General features: G+C 67.0%; 16 protein-coding genes. 6 read left to right on the top strand and 10 right to left on the bottom strand.

The window, feature by feature from the left end:
• The first annotated feature begins 252 nt into the window (after positions 1-252).
• Together ACPXCG_RS09720 and ACPXCG_RS09715 are read left to right on the top strand one after the other, a co-directional pair.
• On the top strand, positions 253-3,195 hold the full coding sequence (locus tag ACPXCG_RS09720) for a DEAD/DEAH box helicase (RefSeq protein ID WP_425791465.1): 2,943 nt from the start codon (positions 253-255) through the stop codon (positions 3,193-3,195).
• Positions 3,192-3,974, top strand: a complete 783-nt coding sequence (locus ACPXCG_RS09715) for a hypothetical protein (RefSeq protein WP_425791463.1) — start codon at positions 3,192-3,194, stop codon at positions 3,972-3,974. Before ACPXCG_RS09720 ends, ACPXCG_RS09715 begins: the two co-directional genes overlap by 4 nt.
• A 60-nt stretch (positions 3,975-4,034) precedes the next feature.
• Here the strand turns inward: ACPXCG_RS09715 and nrdF are convergent, their stop codons facing one another.
• From nrdF to ACPXCG_RS09690, 5 genes are all read right to left on the bottom strand, one after another.
• Positions 4,035-5,039, bottom strand: a complete 1,005-nt coding sequence (gene nrdF, locus ACPXCG_RS09710; protein ID WP_164309025.1) for a class 1b ribonucleoside-diphosphate reductase subunit beta — start codon at positions 5,037-5,039, stop codon at positions 4,035-4,037.
• Positions 5,040-5,112: 73 nt separating this feature from the next.
• Positions 5,113-7,308 carry a class 1b ribonucleoside-diphosphate reductase subunit alpha gene (gene nrdE, locus ACPXCG_RS09705; RefSeq protein ID WP_425791461.1) on the bottom strand — a complete coding sequence of 732 codons (2,196 nt, stop codon included), beginning with the start codon at positions 7,306-7,308 and terminating at the stop codon, positions 5,113-5,115.
• Positions 7,309-7,368: 60 nt separating this feature from the next.
• Positions 7,369-7,854: a class Ib ribonucleoside-diphosphate reductase assembly flavoprotein NrdI gene (gene nrdI, locus ACPXCG_RS09700; RefSeq protein ID WP_425791459.1), complete on the bottom strand. Its 486-nt coding sequence runs from the start codon at positions 7,852-7,854 to the stop codon at positions 7,369-7,371.
• Between the two features lie 125 nt (positions 7,855-7,979).
• Positions 7,980-8,213, bottom strand: coding sequence for a redoxin NrdH (locus ACPXCG_RS09695; RefSeq protein WP_425791457.1), 234 nt, complete (start codon positions 8,211-8,213; stop codon positions 7,980-7,982).
• 601 nt (positions 8,214-8,814) lie between these two features.
• Complete coding sequence (locus tag ACPXCG_RS09690; protein ID WP_425791455.1) at positions 8,815-9,384, bottom strand: NAD(P)H-dependent oxidoreductase; 570 nt, start codon at positions 9,382-9,384, stop codon at positions 8,815-8,817.
• A gap of 90 nt (positions 9,385-9,474) precedes the next feature.
• On the opposite strand from ACPXCG_RS09690, the gene ACPXCG_RS09685 reads away from it, so the two are divergent.
• Both ACPXCG_RS09685 and hpxO read left to right on the top strand, forming a co-directional pair.
• Positions 9,475-10,104 carry a TetR/AcrR family transcriptional regulator gene (locus ACPXCG_RS09685; protein ID WP_425791453.1) on the top strand — a complete coding sequence of 210 codons (630 nt, stop codon included), beginning with the start codon at positions 9,475-9,477 and terminating at the stop codon, positions 10,102-10,104.
• A 93-nt stretch (positions 10,105-10,197) separates the two neighbouring features.
• Complete coding sequence (gene hpxO, locus ACPXCG_RS09680) at positions 10,198-11,358, top strand: FAD-dependent urate hydroxylase HpxO (RefSeq protein WP_425791451.1); 1,161 nt, start codon at positions 10,198-10,200, stop codon at positions 11,356-11,358.
• Between the two features lie 36 nt (positions 11,359-11,394).
• Here the strand turns inward: hpxO and eccB are convergent, their stop codons facing one another.
• Positions 11,395-12,888 (bottom strand): type VII secretion protein EccB, encoded by a 1,494-nt coding sequence (gene eccB / locus ACPXCG_RS09675; RefSeq protein ID WP_425791449.1) that lies wholly within the window; start codon positions 12,886-12,888, stop codon positions 11,395-11,397.
• 151 nt (positions 12,889-13,039) lie between these two features.
• Here eccB and eccE point away from each other — a divergent pair, with 151 nt between their 5' ends.
• A complete protein-coding gene (gene eccE, locus ACPXCG_RS09670) occupies positions 13,040-14,839 on the top strand; it encodes a type VII secretion protein EccE (RefSeq protein WP_425791447.1) in 1,800 nt (599 codons plus the stop codon).
• A gap of 43 nt (positions 14,840-14,882) precedes the next feature.
• Here eccE and manA read toward each other — a convergent pair whose 3' ends face one another.
• The 3 genes from manA to ACPXCG_RS09655 all read right to left on the bottom strand — a co-directional run bounded on the left by manA (position 14,883) and on the right by ACPXCG_RS09655 (position 17,850).
• Positions 14,883-16,136: a mannose-6-phosphate isomerase, class I gene (manA, locus tag ACPXCG_RS09665; RefSeq protein WP_425791445.1), complete on the bottom strand. Its 1,254-nt coding sequence runs from the start codon at positions 16,134-16,136 to the stop codon at positions 14,883-14,885.
• 4 nt (positions 16,137-16,140) lie between these two features.
• A complete protein-coding gene (locus tag ACPXCG_RS09660) occupies positions 16,141-17,274 on the bottom strand; it encodes a hypothetical protein (protein ID WP_425791443.1) in 1,134 nt (377 codons plus the stop codon).
• Between the two features lie 105 nt (positions 17,275-17,379).
• Positions 17,380-17,850, bottom strand: coding sequence for a DUF3499 domain-containing protein (locus tag ACPXCG_RS09655; protein WP_425791442.1), 471 nt, complete (start codon positions 17,848-17,850; stop codon positions 17,380-17,382).
• Between the two features lie 109 nt (positions 17,851-17,959).
• On the opposite strand from ACPXCG_RS09655, the gene ACPXCG_RS09650 reads away from it, so the two are divergent.
• A complete protein-coding gene (locus tag ACPXCG_RS09650) occupies positions 17,960-18,565 on the top strand; it encodes a metallopeptidase family protein (RefSeq protein ID WP_425791440.1) in 606 nt (201 codons plus the stop codon).
• 19 nt (positions 18,566-18,584) lie between these two features.
• Here the strand turns inward: ACPXCG_RS09650 and ACPXCG_RS09645 are convergent, their stop codons facing one another.
• The gene (locus tag ACPXCG_RS09645; RefSeq protein ID WP_223309227.1) at positions 18,585-18,842 is read right to left on the bottom strand and encodes a WhiB family transcriptional regulator; all 258 of its coding nucleotides are present in this window, start codon (positions 18,840-18,842) and stop codon (positions 18,585-18,587) included.
• Positions 18,843-19,258 lie beyond the last annotated feature (416 nt).

Below are 19,258 nucleotides of genomic sequence, written 5' to 3'. Positions count from 1 at the left end.
GACGGCTCGCATCTGCGGGTGAGCCAGACCATCCCCCGCAAGAAGTTCGTGAGTCTGCAGGCGAACCCGAATTACTGCCTTCATGATCACCGGCCCCGACGCACCGGCCCGCTACCTGAAGGTCCGGGGCCGGCTGGTCAGCGTGGAAGACGACAAGGGGCGCCCAGTTCTATCTCGACCTCGGCAAGAGGTACGGCGAGACCGACGGTGAGCCGCCGTCGGATGCCGACGATAGGGTGATCATGATCCTCGATGCCACTCGATTCCTCACGAAATAGGTCGAGCCCGACCTCGACCGCCGACGCCTCCCCGACCTTGCCGCTGCACGCGCTCTGGCGGCCGGGCGTTGGCCTGTCGCTGTGGTGGGCGACGCCCGGGGCCGGCCCAGACGACCTCCCCGAGCCACTCACCGACCACCTCGCCCGCAGGCGTGCACGTCGCGAGCTCGCCGTCATCGGCGAATCCGGGCGCCGCGAGTTCGTACCCACCATGACGCTCGGGGCCGGTTCCGGTGTGGCATTTCTCGACCTCACCCGGCCACACGCGGTCAGCGGGGAGATCCGCTGGTACCGATACCTCCTCGACGGCGTGCGAGCCCACGTCGCCGCAGGCGCGGTCGCACCCGGGGTCGCCGAGATCGACGGCGAACCGATGCTGCGCTGGCAGGCCGTACCGACAGCGTCGTGGCAGAGCTGGATGTCCGTCGTGTCGGCCACAGCGCCGGCGCTGGTGGCGGAGAACGGTGGCACCGCCGCGATCAACGACCTGCTCGGCGAACTCGTCGATCACGAATGCCGCGGACGGATCGCCGCCGCCGGCCCGGTCGTCGTCGACGGGCAGCCGTCCGGATGGCTCGCGCGTGCCCTGTGCCCCGATCCACCGGAACTCGAGGCCGACGGCCGCGCACGGCTACGAAGTGCATCCGCGGCCTGGATGCACTGGAACAATGCCGCGCCGCAGGATGACTCGACCATCGTCCTCCGCCTGCACGAACCGGAGGATGAATCCGCCGACGACCTCGGTCACCGTGGACGACCCGACGGCGCCCGGTGGCGCTTGGAGGTGTGCCGGCGTGCATCGGACGGCCGGATTCTCGCCGTGGTGCCGCACCGGCTCGACGGACATGAGCTCGATCAGGTGACCACCGGACTCGCCACCGCCGTCCGCGCCTTTCCCGAGTTGTCGCAAGCGGAACCGGATCGCCATACCCTCGACTTTCTGCTGACCACCCCGGTGGTGGAGAAGCTGTTCGCCGGTGGCGCGGCCGTCCTGACCGATGCCGGCTGCCCCGTCCTGCTCCCCCGCACCATCGCCGAGGTGCGTCCGGCGCTCGGGCTGCGCGCTCGGCCGGTGGCGACCAGCACCGGCCGCGCCGCGCAGATCGGGGTCGCCGAGGTCGGCGAGTTCGAGTGGCGCCTCGCGCTCGGCGACGATCCCGCCGCCCTGACCTTCTCCGACGCCGACCTCGCCGACCTCGCCCGACAGCAGGGCGACCTGGTGCGGATTCACGGGGTCTGGGTACGCGCGGAGGGTGCCGCCCTCACCCGCGCGGCGGCGTTCGTCATCGCGCAGCGCGCCCAGGCGGCGTCGGATCAGCCGGCGGACATGGGCGAACTGTTCAATCTGGTCGTCGACACCGTTCCGGTCCCGGTGACATCGATCGAAGGACTCTCCTGGCTCGACGACATCGCGACCGGCGGCACCCTACGACCCGCGCCGGTCACCGTTCCGCCGTCGCTGCACGCCGAGCTCCGGCCATATCAGCAGCGCGGCCTCGACTGGCTGTCCTACCTCACCACCCACCGAATCGGCGGTGTCCTCGCCGACGACATGGGCCTCGGAAAGACCGTCCAGGTGATCGCACTCTTGTGCCATGAGCAGGCGACCGATCCCATCCCCGGACGACCGACGTTGATCATCTGCCCGATGTCGGTGGTGGGCAATTGGGAGCGGGAGATCGCCCGATTCGCCCCCGATCTACGGGTGGCCGTCCACCACGGGACCGCGCGAGCAGCGGGGAGCCGATTCGGCGCCGTACATGCCGGCGCCGACGTCGTCCTCACCACGTTCGCCATCGCGACGCGCGACCGTGACCTGCTGAAGGCCCACCGGTGGCGGCGGGTCGTCGTCGACGAGGCGCAGCACGTCAAGAACGTCGCCACCAAGGCGGCCAAGGCGATTCGAGCGGTACCGGCGGACCATCGCATCGCGCTGACCGGCACCCCGGTGGAGAACCGCCTCGAAGACCTGCGGGCAGTCATCGATCTCGTCAATCCGGGACTCCTCGGCTCGGCCTCCCGATTCCGGGCGAGGTTCGCCGAACCCATCGAACGCGACCGCGACCCGGCGGCGATCCGCAGACTGGGCGCGCTCACTCGTCCGTTCATCCTCCGGCGGGAGAAGTCGGACCCTACGATCATCTCGGATCTGCCGGAGAAGACCGACATCACCGTTCGGGCAAATCTGACCGTCGAGCAGGCCGCTCTCTATCGCGCGGTCATCGACGAGCTCATGGAGGCGCTGCGCAGCAAGCAGCAGCGGACCATCCGCCGACGGAACATCCTGGCCGCGCTGACCCGCCTGAAGCAGGTGTGCAATCATCCGGCCCATTACCTGGCCGACGGGTCGGATCTGTTGCGCCGCAACAGGCACCGGTCCGGCAAGGTCGAGTTGCTGGTGGACATCCTGACCACCGCGGCTGCCGAGGGCGACCGGGCGCTGGTGTTCACCCAGTTCGCCGCGTTCGGCGAGTTGTTGTCGGAGTGGCTGGCCCCCTACCTCGGTGAGCCCGTACCCGTCCTGCACGGAGGTCGCACCCGTGGGGAGCGGGATCAGATGGTCGCGCGGTTCCAGGACGGTGACGGGCCCCCGGCGATGATCGCCACCCTGAAGGCGGGCGGCACCGGCCTCAACCTCACCGCGGCCAATCATGTGGTGCACGTCGACCGGTGGTGGAATCCCGCGGTCGAGGACCAGGCCACCGACCGCGCGTACCGGATCGGTCAACAGCAGCGTGTGCAGGTGCACCGCTTCCTCTGTGTCGGCACGCTCGAGGAGCGGATCGACGAGATGATCTCCGCGAAACGGGAACTCTCGCGCCTGACCGTGAGCTCCGGCGAGAGTTGGCTGTCCGATCTCGGCGACGACGAGCTCTTCGACCTGTTCCGGCTCCGCGACGAGGCGGTGAGCGAATGAGTCGCGGCAGCGAACGCCGGGTGAGCGGACGGCTCACATCGACCCGGGGGTTCGGGCTGAGCCAGTGGGGACGCGCATTCGTCGATGTGATCGAGGGCGTGCACAGCGGCGACGCGGACCGGCGGCGGATCACCCAGGCCCGCCGCTACTTTCGGGATCACCATGCCGAACGTCTGGCGATCTCGGACGCCGAGGTGACGGCCGCGGTCCGGGGCAGTCAGCTCGATCCCTTCGAGGTGACCCTGACCATGCGGCCCGTCGACGTGCCGACCATCATCGCCCTGCTCCGGACACGTGACGCCACCGGCGACCTGATGGCGCTGGCCCGGGGCGAACAACCGGCCGCGGTGGGCGAACTGCTGCTCCCCACCGAATCGGCGGATATCGCCGCTGACTGCACCTGTCCCGACGAATCCCCCCGGTGCATCCACGTGCTGTGCGTCGCCTACGAGGTCGCGGCCGAGATCGACCGCAGCGCGGTGACGTTGCTGACGGTCATGGGAACCGACCTGGCCACCCTGCTGTCCTCGGCGACCGAGGTGTCACAATCGCGCGACGACGGTCCGTCGTCGCGCGAGCACGCGTCCGCACCGGTCGTCGACTTCTACGGCACCAACGCCGTGCTGCCTCCCCTGCCGAGCCCGCCCCGACTGAACCCACTCATGGACCTGGACCCGGATGCGTTGCGCAAGGCACTGCGCGCCTCGGGCGTGGCCCCCGCCGACGTCGGAGAGACCCTGGACCTGCTCGACGAGCTGTACGAGCGACTCCGCGCGTAGCCATTTCGTAGCAATAACCCGCGGTGAGCGCGGATTGTTGCTACGAAATCGGCGGGGCGGCTAGAAGTCCCAGTCCTCGTCTTCGGTGTTGACGGCCTTGCCGATCACATACGAGCTACCGGACCCGGAGAAGAAGTCGTGGTTCTCATCGGCATTCGGCGACAATGCGGACAGGATGGCGGGGTTCACGTCGGTCTCGTCGCGCGGGAACATCGCCTCATATCCCAGATTCATCAAGGCCTTGTTGGCGTTGTAGCGCAAGAACTTCTTGACGTCCTCGGTGAGCCCTACCTCGTCGTACAGAGCCTCGGTATAGTCGGACTCGTTGTCGTAGAGCTCGAAGAGCAACTCGAACGTGTAGTCCTTGAGCTCCTGCCGGCGCTCCGCGGTCTGCACCTCGAGTCCGCGTTGGTACTTGTACCCGATGTAATAGCCGTGCACCGCCTCGTCGCGGATGATCAGGCGGATGAGATCGGCGGTGTTGGTGAGCTTCGCACGGCTCGACCAGTACATCGGCAGGTAGAAGCCGGAGTAGAAGAGGAACGACTCCAGCAGCGTGGAGGCGACCTTGCGCTTGAGCGGGTCCTCGCCACGGTAATAGTCCATGACGATCTGCGCCTTGCGCTGCAGGTGCTCGCTCTCCTCCGACCAGCGGAATGCCTCGTCGATCTCCTTGGTGGAACACAGTGTGGAGAAGATCGAACTGTAGCTCTTGGCGTGCACCGACTCCATGAACGCGATGTTGGTGAGCACCGCCTCCTCGTGCGGAGTGGTGGCGTCGGGGATCAACGAGACCGCACCGACCGTGCCCTGGATGGTGTCGAGCAGCGTCAGGCCGGTGAACACCCGCATGGTGAGTTGCTTCTCGTACTCGGTCAGCGTGTTCCACGACGGGATGTCATTGGACACCGGCACCTTCTCGGGCAGCCAGAAGTTGCCGGTGAGGCGATCCCACACCTCGGCGTCCTTCTCGTCGGGCACCCGGTTCCAGTTGATCGCGGAGACCCGGCTCACCAGTTTGATCGGGGCGCCATCGGCCGGGCTGTGACTTTCGGTGGACGTCATCGGTCCTCCCTGTTCGCTCGCTGATCTGAAAGTGACTGACCTGAAAGTGATTGTGCAGTAATGAATCTCGCTGTCATAGCATGCACGAGACGCAACCCTCCACCTCAGTGCCCTCGAGTGCCAGCTGACGAAGTCGGATGTAGTACAGCGTCTTGATCCCCTTGCGCCATGCGTAGATCTGCGCCTTGTTGACGTCGCGGGTACTGGCGGTGTCCTTGAAGAACAGCGTCAGGCTCAGCCCCTGGTCGACATGCTGCGTCGCGGCCGCGTAGGTGTCGATGATCTTCTCGTAGCCGATCTCGTACGCGTCCTGGTAGTACTCCAGGTTGTCGTTGGTCATGTAGGGGGCCGGGTAGTAGACGCGGCCGATCTTGCCTTCCTTGCGGATCTCGACCTTCGCGGCGACCGGGTGGATCGAGCTCGTCGAGTGGTTGATGTAGCTGATCGAACCGGTCGGCGGCACCGCCTGCAGGTTCTGGTTGTAGATGCCGTCACGCTGCACGGCCTCTTTCAGCTCACGCCAGTCGTCCTGATTGGGGATGTGAATCCCGGCCTCGCCGAACAGATCCCGGACCTTCTGGGTCTCGGGCTCCCAGGACTTGGTGATGTACTTGTCGAAGAACTCGCCGCTGGCATACGTGGAGCGCTCGAAACCGGCGAACGGCCTGCCTCGTTCCCGTGCGATCCGGTTCGACGCCCGTACGGCGTGGAAGAGCACGGTGTAGAAGTAGATGTTGGTGAAGTCGACACCCTCGTCGCTGCCGTAGAAGATCCGTTCGCGCGCGAGATAGCCGTGCAGGTTCATCTGACCGAGGCCGATCGCGTGCGAGTCGTTGTTGCCCTTCTCGATCGACGGCACCGAGGTGATCGCGGTCTGATCACTGACCGCGGTCAGACCGCGGATCGAGGTCTCGATGGTCTGGCCGATGTCCGGCGAATCCATCGTCTTGGCGATGTTCAGCGAACCCAGGTTGCACGAGATGTCCTTACCCACACTCGAATAGGACAGGTCATCGTTGAAGGTCGACGCCGTCGAGACCTGCAGGATCTCCGAGCAGAGGTTCGAGTGGGTGATCTTGCCGTCGATCGGATTGGCCCGGTTCACCGTGTCCTCGAACATGATGTAGGGGTAACCCGACTCGAACTGGAGCTCCGCGAGGGTCTGGAAGAACTCGCGAGCCCGGATCTTGGTCTTGCGGATCCGCCGGTCCTCGACCATCTCGTGGTACCTGTCGGTGACGTTGATGTCGGCGAACGGCACGCCGTAGACGCGTTCCACGTCGTACGGGCTGAACAGGTACATGTCGTCGTTGTCCTTGGCGAGCCGGAACGTGATGTCCGGGATGACCACGCCGAGCGACAAGGTCTTGATGCGGATCTTCTCGTCCGCGTTCTCCCGCTTGGTGTCGAGGAAGCGGTAGATGTCCGGATGGTGCGCGTGCAGATACACGGCGCCGGCACCCTGACGGGCACCGAGCTGGTTGGCGTAGGAGAACGAGTCCTCGAGCAGCTTCATGATCGGGATGACGCCGGAGCTCTGGTTCTCGATCTTCTTGATCGGTGCGCCATGTTCACGAATGTTGCTGAGCAGCAGGGCGACTCCACCACCGCGCTTGGAGAGCTGCAGCGCCGAGTTGATCGACCGGCCGATCGACTCCATGTTGTCCTCGATGCGCAGCAGGAAGCACGACACCGGCTCACCGCGCTGCTTCTTGCCGGAGTTGAGGAACGTCGGGGTCGCCGGCTGGAACCGACCCTCGATGATCTCGTCGACCAGATTGCGTGCGAGCGCGGTGTCACCGTCGGCCAGGGTGAGCGCGACCATGCACACGCGGTCCTCGAACCGCTCCAGGTAGCGCTTGCCGTCGAAGGTCTTGAGCGTGTAGCTCGTGTAGTACTTGAACGCGCCCAGGAAGGTCGGGAACCGGAATTTCTTCGAATAGGCGTGGCCGAACAGGAGTTTCACGAACTCGCGGTCGTATCGCTCCAGCACCTCGGGCTCGTAGTAGTTCTCCTCGACCAGGTAGTCGAGCTTCTCGTCGAGGTCGTGGAAGAAGACGGTGTTCTGGTTGACGTGCTGCAGGAAGTACTGATGGGCGGCCTCGCGATCCTTGTCGAACTGGATCTTGCCGTCCACGTCGTACAGGTTGAGCATCGCGTTGAGTGCGTGATAGTCGAGCTCGCCGGGCTCGTGCCCGGCGGGACCCGAGTGCATACCCGACTGGCTGGCGGATGCGGTATCGGAGACGGGGGCGGCGGTTGGCGACACGAAAGACTCCTGGCAGATAGGTGTTCTTATGAGGAAAAGCTACTCGGCGGGTCCGACAGTTCAGGCGCGCGCGGCGCTGAGTTCGGCATGCTGCGGATCGATGAACGCGGGACTCAGGACGAAATCCGCCAGACCCGCGAGCACCCGATCGACGTCGTCTGCGGTGCCCATCAGCTCGAACCGATACAGATACGGCACCATACATTTGCGCGAGATGATGTCGCCGGCGTGACAGAACTCCTCACCGAAGTTCGTGTTGCCGGCCGCGATCACACCTCGGATCAAGTCCCGGTTGTGGGTGTTGTTCAGGAACTTGATGACCTGCTTCGGCACGTAACCGGAACGGTCCCCGGTCGCCTTGCCGCCTCCATACGTGGGAGTGATCAGCACATAGGGCTCGTCGACGGTGAATCCACCCGAGTCGGTCGTCCCGTGAACCGGGATCCGCACGCTCCGGGTACCGAGCTTCTCGACGAATCGGTGGGTGTTCTCCGAGACGGACGAGAAGTAGACGATCAACGGCGACTCACGAGTTCCGCCCGCCATCGTCCACCTCCCGTCAGCTCGTCTCGTCCGATATGTGGTGTGGCCGCCACGCGGTATGGCTGCGACCTGCGGCGCTCCCCACGATCCGGCTTCCCCGTCGGATCGAGCGGCGCACTCCGGGCGCGTCAGGCAGCGGCGACGGCCAGCGCCTTGATGCGATCAGGGCGGAACCCCGACCAGTGATCGTCACCGACCACCACGACCGGAGCCTGCAGGTACCCCAGCGCCATCACGTAATCGCGCGCCTCGGCGTCCTGACTGATGTCGACGACGTCATAGGCCAAACCGTGCTTGTCGAGTGCCTTGTAGGTCGCGTTGCACTGAACACATGCCGGCTTGGTGTAGACGGTGATGGCCATCGAAGATTCTCCTTGCTGGATCAGGCTGCTGTATCTGGCTGCGTGCTGGATCGGTATCGGTGTACGCGGTCCTGGTGATCACCATCCGGTGACCCAAGTCGGTGCCGTCGTGTCACCGGGTCGTCGTCTCGCGGTCTGCTTGCCATGGCCGGCTCGGGCCCAGAAGACCTCTGCCGTTCGCTCCCAGGAGCGAACCCGCCGCCCCGATCAGCGCCGATCAACGTCCTCATGACGTTCAACACTGCCCGTGGGCGGACACTTTCCCAACGTGAAGAAAGTGATTCTGGTCACCGTCTCCGTGGCTTCTCTCGCGCGGTCACACCGGTCTGCGACGTCCGCCTTGCTGGTCTTCAAAACACTACACCTAGTGCCTGACATTTGGAGACACCACAACAAGTTGTGAATAACATTCGTGAAAGTCGCAGGTCGCGGCGCATGCGCGATCGTGAAGTCGGGTGTGTCCGGCGTGTCCTCCACAGGTTGTCCCAGGACTCTCCACAACGTGTCCCCAAGCTGCCCACAGGACGGACGCAAAGACGCGCTGTCGCAAGCTCCTGAGAGCCCGCGACGGCGCGTCTGCGGTCAGCCGGATCGCGTCGGATCAGGCGGCCACGGTCACCTCGGCGACGAGGCGGTTGACGGCCACGACGACCTGCTCCACGACCTCGGCGGCGGCGACGCCGTGCTCACCCAGCGCGGAGGTCTGGACTCCCACCTCGACGTCCTCGATCACACGGCCGCCGGCGATGCCGACAGACTTTCGGGTGTCCTCACGCGACCACGTGCCTGCGAACCGGCCCAGCGCGGCACCGATCACACCGATCGGCTTGTCGGACACGGCACCGGCACCGTAGGGCCGCGACAGCCAGTCGATGGCGTTCTTCAGGACGGCAGGAATCGTGCCGTTGTACTCAGGCGTGACGAGCAACACGGCGTCCGCGGCGCCGACGGTCTGCCGCAAGGTTGCCACCCCGCCGGGAAGAACGGCCTGCGCCTCGATCGACGGGTCGTGATCTTCGCTGTAGAACGGCAGGTCTCCGAGCCCCTCGACGATCGTGACACGGACGCCCGCCGGGGCGTTGTCAGCAGCGACCTGCGCCAATTGACGATTGACCGACCCCTTGCGCAGGCTTCCCACAAGCGCGACGATCTCCACGTTACGTTCGGACACGGTGCTCCCTTCGATGTTCAGCAAGTCGAAATATTCAACCGGACCACAGTCCGATTAATTCCACGACGAGTCAAGCGTTACGCTCGTCACGTGTCGAACGGTCCCGACGGCAGTCTCATCCCACTCCGTCTGTCCGACGGGTCCGATCCCGAACGGGCAGACGCCGCCCGTAATCGGCGACTCCTGCTCGACGCTGCCATGAATCTGATCGACAACCACGGCGCCTCCGCGGTGACCATGGACGCGGTGGCCCGTGAGGCCGGCGTCGGCAAGGGCACCGTCTTCCGCCGTTTCGGCAGCCGTACCGGTCTGATGGTGGCGCTGCTCGACCATTCGGAATCCGAGATCCAGCGCGCATACCTGTTCGGACCGCAGCCCCTCGGGCCCGGCGCTCCCCCGTTGGACCGGCTGCTCGCCTACGGCCGTGCCCGACTCAAGATGACCCTCGACCATCTCGACATCCTCATCGAGGCCGGCGGCTCGGGCGCCGAATTCCTGAGTCATCCGGTGTGGGCCGCATCCAACCGCCATGTCCAGATCCTGCTGCAGCAACTCGGTTTCGGCGATCGGGTCGACGTGGTCGCGGTCGCCGTGCACGCTCCCCTCAATGCCGGCGCGGTCAAGCACCTCCGTGACATCGTCGGTCTCGACCTGGAGACGATCACCACCGAGTGGGAACAGTTGGTGACCACCCTCGCCGCCGGCCTGTCCGTGAATTGAGCCCCACCGGCGGCCTCGACGCGCGGGGAACCGCCGGCGGTCTTAGCCTGAATGAACTGCGGGGGCACCAGATACAACGGAAGGCACAATTCAGTGAAGGCTGTCATCATCGGCGCCGGTATGGGCGGGCTCAGTGCCGCCATCGCACTCAAGCAGATCGGCGTCGACGTCGAGGTCTACGAACAGGTCACCGAGAACAAACCTGTCGGAGCAGCCATCTCGGTATGGTCCAACGGCGTCAAGTGCCTGAACCACCTCGGACTGGAGAAGGAGACCGCGGCTCTCGGTGGGATCGTCGATTCGATGTCGTACATCGACGGCTTCACCGGCAACACGATGTGCCGCTTCAGCATGCAGCCGCTCATCGACGAGGTGGGACAGCGGCCCTACCCGGTGGCACGCGCCGAACTCCAGTTGATGCTGATGAACGCGTACGGCATAGACGACATCAACTTCGGGAAGAAGATGGTCGCGGTCACCGACGGACCCACGGCCGCGACAGTCGAATTCGCCGATGGGACAACCGTATCCGCAGACGTGGCGATCGGCGCCGACGGTGCGCGGTCGCTGGCTCGGGAGTATGTCCTCGGCCATCCGGTCGATCGCCGCTACGCCGGATACGTCAACTTCAACGGCCTCGTCGACGTGGACGAGGCGATCGGGCCCGCCACCGAGTGGACCACCTACGTCGGCGACGGGAAGCGCGTCTCGGTGATGCCGATCGCGGGCGATCGGTTCTACTTCTTCTTCGACGTGACGATGCCCGAGGGGCGGCCATATGAACGCGGTACGGCGCGCGAGGTCCTCGCGGAGAGTTTCGCCGACTGGTCGCCCGGCGTCCAGCGCCTGATCGGCGCGCTGGATCCGGCGACCACCAACCGGGTCGAGATACTCGACCTCGACCCTTTCCACACCTGGGTCAAGGGCCGCGTCGCGGTGCTCGGTGATGCCGCCCACAACACCACGCCAGACATCGGACAGGGTGGCTGCTCGGCGATGGAAGACGCCGTGGCCCTTCAGTTCGCGTTCAAGGAGCATCCCGACGACGTCCACGCCGCGCTCGGCGCGTACGAATCGGCACGGACCGAACGCGCCGGTGAGCTCGTCCTCCGGGCGCGTAAGCGCTGCGACGTCACCCATGCCAAGGACCCGGAGGCCACCGCCGCCTGGTACGACGAACTCCGCTCGGAGGACGGGACCCGGGTCATCGGCGGCATCGTCTCGAACATCGTCGGCGGTCCGCTCACATCCTGAGCGGACCGGACGGTCGGCAGGACGAGGATCGACGGATCAGTTGTCCGGCTGCGGGATCGCCTGACCGTTCTCATCGGGCGCCATGCCGTCGTGCGACACCAGGGCTGCCGAACGGGACAGCGACGGCCCGGCGGTGAGCAACGAGATCACCGACCACGGCGCTCTCGTCGGGCCGTCCCCGAGCCCGAGGACCTGCCCGGTCCCGGCGTCGGAAACCCCGTATCTGATGCCGAAATCGCTGATGTAATAGCGCGATTCGGCACGCTGACTGCTCGGCTCCGACCCCGTGGTCTGGATGTACTCACCCGATCCCGGCCGCAGATAGACCTGATCGACACCTGGCCCGGAACCGTCGGCCGAGCTGACCTGCACCGGCGCGGCGCCCTCGGCGAGCGGCAACTCGCGCCCCACCAGGAACCGCGTCGTCGCCGCTGTGTCCCCGGCACCTCGCGACCACGACTGGCAGAGCGTGCCAGCGGACTGGACGTCCACCAGACTCGGTGTGTGACCGGGGAAGTCGTCGACCGGCAATCGCTCGCCGGTGGGGCTGGCGGCGACCTGACCAGGTGCGACGGTCCGCACCGGCGCGGCGCCGTCGCGGTCGGCGAGCCGCAGGATCTCCGCGGTCGCCTCACCGATCTGCTGGACACCGTCACGCAGCACGACGTAGTAGCTGGTCTGGTCGTCGATGCCCACCGACTTCACCACCGAACCCACCTGCACGTCGTCGTCGTGCAGCGCACCGGGTTTTCCGGCACCGTCGATCTCGGGGACGGTGAGGGGATCGACCTCCGGGAAGGTGTTGAGCAGACCTGCGCTCATCTCGCGCGGAGTCGCACCCTCGAGGTGTAGCGCGCGCATCACCGGGACACTCGAGGTGTCCACCTGGGCGCGGACCGCGGCGGGCTCACCGTTGCGCTCGACGGTGTAGATCAGGAAATCCTTGCCGCCGTTGGTGACCAGCGCCGCCTCGTCGGGGCGCGCGGTACCGATCGACCCGCCGAGTTCAGGGCGGTCGCCGATGACAGTCAGCTCGATCGCCTCACCCGAGACGTCGGGCGAGACGGTCGCGGTGTCGCAGACCGTCCAGAAGGACTGTCCCCCATGAGCGGAGGACTGCAGGGCCGCTGGAGCACCCGGGATACCCAGCAGTGGTCCACGCCGATACGAGGCCAGCTTGCCGTCGCTCACCGACTTCGGGCTCTCGCTGCTGCCCGTGATCAGTCGTGCCGACGCGAGATTGAGCACCGGGTGCATCGTGTCGTCGATGAGGACGTAGTTCCCGCCGCTGTCCTTGCTGACGACGATCTTGGCATCGCCGACAGAACCCTGGGGCTTCACGAGTCCCCAGACGCCACACCCACCGAGTACCAGGAGCCCGAGCACGGTGCCGACGAGGAGCGCCTGGAGTTGCGAACGCATCGGGTCGTGCAACATGCGGACATCGCGACGCACCAGCGCATGCTCGAGCCGGCGCAACAGGAACCGATAACCGTTCACCTGCGCCTTGGTCGTGAGCTGCCGGGCCATCGTCCCCCCTTCCGGCCGCATTACCGACCTGGTCGCGCCGTCGTTTCCACTGATCTGGTGGTCACGGACGAATCGACGCGTAGTAGCGTAACCGATACATTTTCCGCGGGTGTCGCGCCGGTCACCCGTAGAACGGGGGGGAACGATGGCGATGGCAGGCGTGCCGGGGTCGACGACCGGTCGTCCGGAAGCCGCACCATCCGGCGGCTCGCCCACGACGCCGACCGATCGGGGCACGCGACGCACCGGCGGTGCCCGTCGTGGACGTGACCGCACCGGCCGCCGACGCGTCACCCTGCAGACATTCGTGCTCATCGAGGTCGTCCTCGGCGTCGGCCTGATCGTCTGGGCGACCAGCGACAGCGCTCTGGGTTGGATCGCTCTCCTCGTGGCCGCGGTGACGTCCCTCGCCCTCATCCCGTTTCGCGGCGGACGCTCGGTCGTCGGCGGGTGGGCACAGCGATGGGGTTTCGTCTGGGCACGATCACGCCGCAGGTCCACCGATCTCGCGCCCGTACCGTTCGACATCCCGGCGGGACCGCAGCAGGGTGCTCGCACGTCGATGCGGACACCGGCCGGCGGTGGCGACACGATCGGTGCGCGCTGGGCCGGGGACACCCTGATCACTGTTCTGCGGGTGTCGCCCGGCTCGCCCGCAGCCACCTTTCTCACCCCCGGCACTGCCGACGTCACCGATCCGACCGGCCAGGTCGTGCCGCTCGACGCGCTCGCCGAATGCATCAACCCGTTCGACATCCCCCTGGATTCGATCGAGGTGATCAGCCACGGTGTCCGCAGCTGGGGCAGCGGCCCGATCGCGCAGACCTACCACCGGACCCTGGGCCCCCTGGCGGCGACCGCACATCGTTCGGTGCTGGTGGTGTTGCGGCTGAATCCGCTCGACTGTGCCGACGCCGTGGCCCGCCGCGGCGGTGGTGCGGTCGGTGCCCTCCGGACCGCCACCATCACCAGCAGACGCGTCGCCAGGCGTCTCACCGAGAGCGGCCTGCGGGTCTCGCTGCTCAGCGGCGCTGAGATCACCGCGGTCACCGGCCAGTTGTCGGAGGGCCTGGCACTCGACGACATGGCCGAGCAGTGGGATTCCATCGGATCGGGCCAACTGCGTTTTCGCAGTGCGGCCATCGAGCCGCAATCGATCGGTTCCGTCTTGTCGACGGTGTGGGTGAACTCGGCCTTGTCGACCACCGCGACCGTGCGATTGCGCCACGATCCCGACGGCGTCCTCGAGGTCACCGGCATGGTGCGGTTCGCCGAACTCCCGTCCGCCAAGCGCAGTGTCGAGTCGTGGCCGGACGGCCTCACGCCGCTCGACGGCCACCAGTTCGACGCGCTGGCCGCGAGCCTGCCCATCTCCATCCCCGCTCGGCTGGATCGCACCCTCGGCGCCGTGCACGGCGCCGAGGCGGACCGGCTGCTGCGTGCCCTGTCCCTACCTGCCGGCGGGTGTGGCCAACTGGTCGGTGCCGACCACAGCGGCCGCGCCGTCGCCGTCCCACTGCTCGGCCCCGATCTCCGCTCGGTCGCGATAACGGCCGGCCCACAGCTGGTCTCACAGGTCACGCTCCGCGCCGTGGCCATCGGCGCCTCGGTCACCGTGCACACGGTCCGACCCGGGCAATGGCAGCACCTGGTCGCCGCCGTGGGAGACCTGCGACAGCTGGCCTTGAGCTCGGATCGCGTCCGGTCACCCTCCGGACACCGCGTGGTGATCTTCGACGGATTGACCGGTCCCCCGCCCGAGGCGAATACCACCCACATCACCGTGTGCGCCGCCGGAGATCCGCGGGTGGCCGAGCTGGCCCCCGACGCCTCGGTGTTCATCCGCCAGAATCCGCGTGCACCGCAGGACATCTCGGTGACCACCGCGACCGAGCGGGTGGCCGTGACGATGGTCGCGACGCCGGACGAGTGGACCTACATCGGACGCTGACACCCGGCGGGACCCTGCCGCCTGGAGGGACTCTGCCGCCCGGTCAGCCGTGCGGTCCGGCAGGCACCAGCGCGCGGAAGAACACCGCACGAGACGACGCCGCGTGGACGACCACGTCAGGCTCGGCAGCTCCGATCCAGATCGCCTGACCGGCCGGGATCGTGGTTGCCTCCCCGCCCGCCGGCCGGACGTCGATCGAACCATGCAGCACGGCGAGGATCTGCGGGCCCGGCATGTCGAAGCACACCGACGATGCGTACCGCAGCCCGGTTCCGTCGAGCTCGACACGGGACAGCCGGAACTCGGGCGCCGGCGTCAGGTAGACCCGCTCGGCGCCCACGGTGCGGATCGGGGCGGTGATCTCGGCGACGTCGGCCGGGGTGAAGTCGAGGACCCGCAGCAGTTCGGGGACGTCGATGTGCTTCGGTGTGAGCCCCCCGCGCAGCACATTGTCGGAGTTCGCCATGATCTCGATGCCGATCCCGCACAGGTACGCGTGCAGGTTGCCGGCCGGGAGATACAGACCCTCACCGGGTTCGAGACGAATACGGTTGAGCAGCAACGAGGCCAGCACACCCGGATCGCGCGGATACACCTCTCCCAGTTCCAGCACGGTCCGCAGTTCCGCCGCGAACCGGCTGCCGTCGCCCGACCCCAACAGGGACACCGCTCCGGCGAGCACCGCCGGGATCAAGGTGGCGATCGACGCGTCCGGCAGGGTCAGCCAGGTGGTGAAGAGGGCACGCAAACCTTCCGAATCGGGTTGCCCGGCAAGCATTCCGAGATAGGGATCGAGCTCGCTCACCTGGAGTTCACGCAGCAACTCGACGGTGGTTGCGGGATTCCGGAATCCCGCCAGCGCATCGAATTCGGTGGTCGCAACGATCAATTCGGGTTTGTGCCAGGGGTCGCGGTAGTTGCGGTCCGGGGCGTCGATGGGCACTCCGGCGGCGTTCTCGCGGTCGAATCCCTCGCGAGCCTGCGCCAGGCTCGGATGCGCTTGCAACGACAGCGGTTCGTCGGCGGCGAGCACCTTCATCAGGAACGGGAGCCGACCCTCGAACGTCTCGATGGTGCGCCGGCCCAACATGTCCACCGGGTCGGCGTCGATCGCGCTCAGCAGATCGGTGTCGTGCCCGCCGTCCGGCCGCAGACAGACCGCCGGCCCGGCCGGATGAGCGCCGAACCACAACTCGGCCTCCGGATGCGGCGACGGCACCGGCCGTCCACGCAGTGAAGCAATCGCGGTGCGCGATCCCCACGCATAGGGACGCACCACCCCCTCGAGAGTTCTCATCGCGTCAGTTCCCGATCAGCCGGAGATAGACGGCAGCCATTTCGATGCGCAGGACCAGCACCATCAACGACACGAGGTCGCCCGGCGCATCGGCGGCGAGATCGTCCATGGTGGGCATCGCCGGCGGACCGGCACGTCCACCCGCGCCGGGGCCGGCGTCGGCGGCACCGTCGCCGGTGAGCACATCGAGATCGCCGAGCCCGTCGAGCCGTCGGCGCACATACCAGTCCCGCGACGGTGTGGTCGCCACGAAGACCCGCGGCGGGCTCGGTGGGGCCGGTCCGTCGATCTCCGGGTCGTAGAAGATGGATTCGGATGGGGTCGAGCCCGTGCGTTCCGACCATTCGCGCACCAATCGCGCCACGTCACCCACCTCCGCGACCGCACTGATGACGCCCGCGAGCGCAAGCAGCGAGCGGGAGGCCTGGCCGGCCACCACCGCGGTCCCGACCGTATCGCCCACCCACACCGACGAACGGCCTTCGAGCCTGGCCGCGAGCAACTTGGCCCGGTTGTGGAAGCTCTCGTTGCCCGGATGGTTGGCGACCGCCTCGCCATCGAGTGCGTCGGCGAGATCCGCGACCTGGGGAGCCTGTCCGGTGAAACGGACCTGGGTCAGCGAGACGAACACGGCGAGAAGGGCCGCGACGAATCCCGGAAACCGGAACCGGGAATCCACCGTAACGCGCGGCGACAGGTCGATACCGTTGCCGCCCAGCGCATCTCGCAGCGGCCCCTCGATCGGGGCCGCGACCACCACCTCGGCCCGGCGCCGGACGGATCGGGCGGCCGCGTCCGCGAGGACCATGTCGCCCGCATCGTCGCCGGCCACCACCACCACGTCGAGCGGACCGATCCACCCCGGCAGGGCCGGAGCGGCGACGATCGGGACGTCGATGCGTGAGCTGATCGCGGCGATCACCAGCTGCGTCGCCGGAGATGCCGCCCCGGTGGTACCGCAGACGATCACCACGCTGCGTGGCCGCAGCTTCGTCAGGGGCTCGAGGACCCCTTCGCGCTGTGCCTCCGCGACCGATCGCACCTGGGCACCTGCGAGTGCGACGGAAGGCAGTAGACCGTCCATGTCGGCCGCGATCAGTTCCTCGACATCATCGAGATCGGGGGCACCGGTACGCATGACGTCCAGCCTAGTCACGCACACCGTCGGCCGCGCATGTGCCTGCACCGATGGCGGTATGCGAGATCGGGACGCCGGCACCGGACGACATGCGCGGAACGCCGGTCAGTCGGTCGGGTCGGGCAGCACCCGGAGATGACCACGGCGACCCGGCCGGGGGCGCGCCGATTGCGACGCCCGACCGGGACCGTCGTCGCCCGGCAGCGGCGTGTCCTGGTTGCGGCCCCGGGAGCCGCGACGACCTGGCGCGACGTCGTCCGATCCGTCGAACAGGTCGGGCCACTGCGACGAATCCACCCGCCCGGCACCGCCGACCTCGCGCACGGCCTCGGCGAGAGCGGTCAACTCGTAGTCCTCGGCGACGGGGGCCGAGAACCCGCGCTCACTCCGGAGCATCTCCCAGCCACGCGGCACAGTGATCCGACGAGCATGATCGTCACAGAGATCCCACGAGTGCGGCTCGGCCGAGCTGGCCAGTGGACCGATGACGGCCGTCGACTCGGAGTAGACGAACGTCAGGGTAGCCACCGCGGAACGGGCGCAGCCGGGCCTGCAGCACTGTCGGGGAAGCTTCACGGTGACGAGGTTATCCCCGGCGGCGGGTCCACACCGGCGGCGACACGCTAGCTCGCGCGAAACGCACCTCACACGCGACAGACACGTCACAAATCCCTACACTCTCGTCATGCGCTTCGATCCACCTCGCCCTTCCCGGGGCCGCGCCGACGAACCTCGTGGTCGCGCCCAGGATCCGCGCGGTCGGGGTGCCGATCCGCGGGCACAGGATGCGCGCGGTCGTGGTGCGGAGGTCCGTCGGGGTGCGCTCCGCAGCCCCACCCGGTCGGTTCGAGTCCGCGATCGGCGCGGTCGGGGACTCAGATCACCGTTGCTTCCGCAGACGGTGCCGGCGTTCGCCAGCCGCGCCGACTCCTTCGACGTGATCGCTCTGGAGGCGTTCGCGGAGATCGATGCGAACTGGCACGATCAGCTCGCCGGCCTCGACATCGCAGTGGATGACATCCCACGCATGTTGCCGCACGACCCCGACTCGATCCAGTGGCCGGACGAGGTCACCGCCGACGGGGCGGTGCCGCTGGCCAGGCTCATCCCGGCCGGCGTGGACGTGCGGGGGCTACCGACCCGGGCGCAGATCATCTTGTTTCGTCGACCACTCGAGATCCGTGCCAAGCGTGGCGCCGATCTATTGGAGTTGGTGCACGAGGTATTGGTCCAGCAGGTCGCCACCCACCTCGGCGTCGACGAGGACACCATCGATCGCGGGCCGGAGTAACCAGCCGGTCGCGCGGGAGTCAGATGATGCCGCGCTTGAGCCGCCGACGCTCACGCTCGGACAGCCCGCCCCAGATCCCGAAGCGCTCGTCGTTGTGCAGGGCGTATTCCAGGCACTCCGGCTTCACCTCGCACCCCTGGCAGATGCGCTTCGCCTCGCGAGTCGATCCGCCCTTCTCCGGGAAGAAGGCCTCGGGGTCGGTCTGGGCGCACAACGCCCGCTCCTGCCACTGCTCCTCGACGGCCTCGAAGAGATCGTCGAAGTCGTTGGCCACCAACGAAAGATGGCGCGGCTGTGACCACGGAGAGTTGTCGCTCAGCCCCGCCGTGACACCGCCAACACTCGGCGCCGTCAGTGAATCTCCCACCAGCCCAAGACGATTGGCCGCCACGTCGGCGCCGGCCAGCTCTTCCGAACGATGCACCGGCTCAACGGGTTTGCGGGGATCGGAGTAGTCGCGTGGTTCAAGTGGATTGCCGATCGGGTTCTCAAAAGCCATCGTCGGCGCCTCCTAGCTCGAGAAGTCTGTCAGTTCCAGTCGTCGGTGTCCGCGGCCACCCTGCCGCCCCACCACATCTGCCCACACCATCGATCTTCACCGTGTGTCCGGGTATCGCACCCAATGAGTCATTCGAACAAATGATCGAAAACGTTGCGCTCCATCAATTCTCGATCTCAAACTCATAATGACAC

This window comes from Gordonia sp. DT218 (assembly GCF_049847105.1).
GTDB lineage: Bacteria > Actinomycetota > Actinomycetes > Mycobacteriales > Mycobacteriaceae > Gordonia.
Note: the sequence above shows the minus strand (reverse complement) of the source record. Positions and strands in the feature narration are given on the sequence as shown.

Coding starts and splice junctions, on each gene's coding strand:
- nrdF (WP_164309025.1), bottom strand. CDS start 5,039: ATGACGTCCACCGAAAGTCACAGCCCGGCCGATGGCGCCCCGATCAAA.
- ACPXCG_RS09660 (WP_425791443.1), bottom strand. CDS start 17,274: ATGCGTACCGGTGCCCCCGATCTCGATGATGTCGAGGAACTGATCGCG.
- nrdI (WP_425791459.1), bottom strand. CDS start 7,854: ATGGCGGGCGGAACTCGTGAGTCGCCGTTGATCGTCTACTTCTCGTCC.
- ACPXCG_RS09715 (WP_425791463.1), top strand. CDS start 3,192: ATGAGTCGCGGCAGCGAACGCCGGGTGAGCGGACGGCTCACATCGACC.
- eccB (WP_425791449.1), bottom strand. CDS start 12,888: ATGGCCCGGCAGCTCACGACCAAGGCGCAGGTGAACGGTTATCGGTTC.
- ACPXCG_RS09650 (WP_425791440.1), top strand. CDS start 17,960: ATGCGCTTCGATCCACCTCGCCCTTCCCGGGGCCGCGCCGACGAACCT.
- manA (WP_425791445.1), bottom strand. CDS start 16,136: ATGAGAACTCTCGAGGGGGTGGTGCGTCCCTATGCGTGGGGATCGCGC.
- ACPXCG_RS09720 (WP_425791465.1), top strand. CDS start 253: ATGCCACTCGATTCCTCACGAAATAGGTCGAGCCCGACCTCGACCGCC.
- eccE (WP_425791447.1), top strand. CDS start 13,040: ATGGCAGGCGTGCCGGGGTCGACGACCGGTCGTCCGGAAGCCGCACCA.
- ACPXCG_RS09695 (WP_425791457.1), bottom strand. CDS start 8,213: ATGGCCATCACCGTCTACACCAAGCCGGCATGTGTTCAGTGCAACGCG.